Consider the following 2758-nt stretch of genomic DNA (forward strand, 5'->3'; position numbering starts at 1 on the left):
GGCCCCGCGCTGGGCGCGCGCCGCCGCCAGGTTGGCGTTGGCGGCCTTGGCCTGGGCCTCGACCTGATCCAGGCGGGCCTGGGCGTAGACCCCATGCGAGAAGAGGTCGCGGGTTCGGGCCAGATCGGCCTGGGCGCGGGCGGCCTCGGCGGCGGCGGCGGCGACCTGGGCGTCGAACGCTCCGGTTTGCAGGGCCAGCCGATCATCCTTGATCCGACCGATCACCTGGCCCTGGCGGACGACATCGCCTTCCTTGACGCTTAAGGCCGCCAGAGTTCCTGAAATTCGCGCACGGGCCTCGGCCATGTCGCGCGTGGTGAGGGTGGCTGGAACCGGTTTCAGGTCGGCCACGGTCTGGGCGCGGATGGTCAGGCGATCCGCCGCCGGCGCTGTCTTGGCCGTCGGCGCCGCAGCCTCCTTGGACTCGCCGCAGGCGCTGAGCAGCAAGGCGGCTCCCAAGACGCTGATCAGATATGGCCGCGCCGTCATGGCGTCCCCTCCAGATGTCTCTGTTTTTGCCTGCCGACTATCGAACGGTCGGCAGGCCGGCGGCCTTCCAGGCCATGATCCCGCCGGTCAGGTGGGTGTCGATGACGAGACCGGCCTTGCGGCAGTGATCAACCGCCGTGGCCGAGCGCTTGCCCGACCCACATTGCAGCACCAGGGTCTTGCCGTCGGCGCTTGGCAGGGCCTTGGGATCGAAGCTCGAGAGCGGCACATTGACCGCGCCGGCGATGTGCTCGGCGGCGAACTCGGCCGGCTCACGCACGTCCACCAGAAGGATCTGCCGGGCGTCGAGGGCGGCCTTCACTTGATGGGCGGTCAGGTCCTTGGTCTTGGGCGATCCGAACATCAATGTGTCTCCTTGGAGGGGGCGGCGGTTTCGGGAACCGCGCAGAATAGACGGGACAGGGTCTCGACCAGGGCGCGGGCCTGACCGCTGCGGAGGTCGTAATAGATGGTCTGGCCATCGCGCCGGGCGGCCACCACGCCGTCGCGGCGCAGCAGGCCCAGATGTTGCGACGCCAGGGTCTCGCGAACCCCAAGCAGATGGGCGAGCGCGCCCACCGACTGCTCGCCGTCAATCAACGCGCAGACGATCATCAGCCGATGCGGATTGGCCAACGCCTTGAGCAGGGCGCAGGCGTCGTCCGCAGAGGCCTTGAGGGCGTGAGGCTCAAAATTCATAGTTGCGTATATGCGTGAGTTAGAATATTCAGTCAAGGGTCGATACGGTGATCCTAGGCCGGGGCGTCGGACAAAAGCTGATCCGTATCAAAAGTCGGCCGCATGGAATGAGCCACTCTGGGCTCCGCACCACGGCGTTGGAGGAGCAAGATCATGGCCAAGCCACGCATCGTCATTCTGGGCGCTGGACTGGGCGGCGCTATCGCCGCCTTCGAGATCAAGCAGGCTGTCGGCGACGCGGCCGAGGTCGAAGTGGTGTCGCAGGGCGACACCTTCCATTTCGTGCCGTCAAATCCTTGGGTCGCCGTCCATTGGCGCAAGCGCGAGGCCATCGAGGTCAAGCTGCCGCCGGTGTTCCAAAAGAGGGGCATCGCCTTTCGCCCGGTCGGCGCGGCCAAGGTCATGCCCGAGCGCAATCAACTCGAACTGACCGACGGCGTATTGCTCGACTACGACTATCTGGTGATCGCCACCGGGCCTGAGCTGGCCTTCGACGAGATCCCGGGCCTTGGTCCGCATGGCGGCTTTACCCAATCGATCTGCCACGTCGATCATGCCGAAGCCGCCGCCACGGCCTTCGACCGCTTCGTGGAAAACCCCGGTCCGATCGTCGTCGGCGCGGTGCAGGGGGCGTCGTGCTTTGGCCCAGCCTATGAGTTCGCCATGATCCTCGATACCGAGCTCAAGCGCCGCAAGATCCGCGACAAGGTGCCGATGACCTTCGTCACCTCCGAGCCCTATGTCGGCCACCTGGGCCTGGACGGTGTGGGCGACACCAAGGGCCTGCTGGAAAGCGAGATGCGCCAGCGGCATATCAAATGGATCACCAGCGCCAAGGTCGCCTCGGTCGAGGCCGGGATGATGCATGTCGAGGAGATCGCCGACGATGGCGCCGTCAAGGTGACTCACGACCTGCCGTTCTCCTACTCGATGCTGCTGCCGGCCTTCCGCGGCGTTGCGGCGGTTCACGGGATCAGCGGTTTGACCAATCCGCGCGGCTTCATCCTGGTCGACAAACACCAGCGCAATCCGACCTATCCGAACGTCATGGCCCTGGGAGTCTGCGTCGCCATCGCCCCGACCGGCAAGACGCCGGTGCCGGTGGGCGTGCCCAAGACCGGCTTCATGATCGAGAGCATGGTCACGGCCATCGCCCAGAACTTCAAGGCGATCGTCGAGGGCAAGCCCGCCACCCACGAAGCCACCTGGAACGCCATCTGCCTGGCCGATTTCGGCGACGGGGGCGTGGCCTTCGTGGCGCAGCCGCAGATCCCGCCGCGCAACGTCAACTGGTCGGCGAGTGGCGCCTGGGTGCATCTCGCGAAGGTCGGTTTTGAGAAATACTTCCTGCACAAGATCCGCATCGGCAGGAGCGAGCCGTTCTATGAGAAAGTGCTGCTCAGGCAGATCAACATGGAGAAGGTGAAGGCCGCCGCGCTGGAACCGGTCTTCCCAGTTCAGCAATGAACGAGCTGTCCACCGCCGTCTGACCGGCGGCGGTGGACCACGCCGGCGTTGAATCGCACTTGCAGCACGTCTGTTTCCAGGCCTGTTCAACGCACCGAAATGG

General features: G+C 65.6%; 4 protein-coding genes. 1 reads left to right on the top strand and 3 read right to left on the bottom strand.

Going from position 1 to position 2758, the window contains the following annotated elements; translation table 11 throughout:
• From WAL33_RS05470 to WAL33_RS05480, 3 genes are all read right to left on the bottom strand, one after another.
• The coding region (locus WAL33_RS05470) for a biotin/lipoyl-binding protein (RefSeq protein ID WP_422179261.1) at nt 1–489 on the bottom strand (489 nt) is incomplete at its 3' end.
• 37 nt (nt 490–526) lie between these two features.
• On the bottom strand, nt 527–853 hold the full coding sequence (locus tag WAL33_RS05475; RefSeq protein ID WP_422179263.1) for a rhodanese-like domain-containing protein: 327 nt from the start codon (nt 851–853) through the stop codon (nt 527–529).
• Nucleotides 853–1188 (bottom strand): ArsR/SmtB family transcription factor, encoded by a 336-nt coding sequence (locus WAL33_RS05480; protein ID WP_422179265.1) that lies wholly within the window; start codon nt 1186–1188, stop codon nt 853–855. The genes WAL33_RS05475 and WAL33_RS05480 overlap by 1 nt, the downstream gene beginning before the upstream one ends.
• 153 nt (nt 1189–1341) lie before the next feature.
• Between WAL33_RS05480 and WAL33_RS05485 the strand changes: the two genes are divergently transcribed.
• Nucleotides 1342–2655 carry an NAD(P)/FAD-dependent oxidoreductase gene (locus WAL33_RS05485; RefSeq protein ID WP_422179267.1) on the top strand — a complete coding sequence of 438 codons (1314 nt, stop codon included), beginning with the start codon at nt 1342–1344 and terminating at the stop codon, nt 2653–2655.
• Nucleotides 2656–2758 lie beyond the last annotated feature (103 nt).

The organism is Caulobacter sp., assembly GCF_049283275.1.
Lineage (GTDB): Bacteria > Pseudomonadota > Alphaproteobacteria > Caulobacterales > Caulobacteraceae > Caulobacter.

What these genes read in the sequence shown, in the direction of transcription:
- WAL33_RS05485 (WP_422179267.1), top strand. Translation starts at nt 1,342, where the DNA reads ATGGCCAAGCCACGCATCGTCATTCTGGGCGCTGGACTGGGCGGCGCT.
- WAL33_RS05475 (WP_422179263.1), bottom strand. Translation starts at nt 853, where the DNA reads ATGTTCGGATCGCCCAAGACCAAGGACCTGACCGCCCATCAAGTGAAG.
- WAL33_RS05480 (WP_422179265.1), bottom strand. Translation starts at nt 1,188, where the DNA reads ATGAATTTTGAGCCTCACGCCCTCAAGGCCTCTGCGGACGACGCCTGC.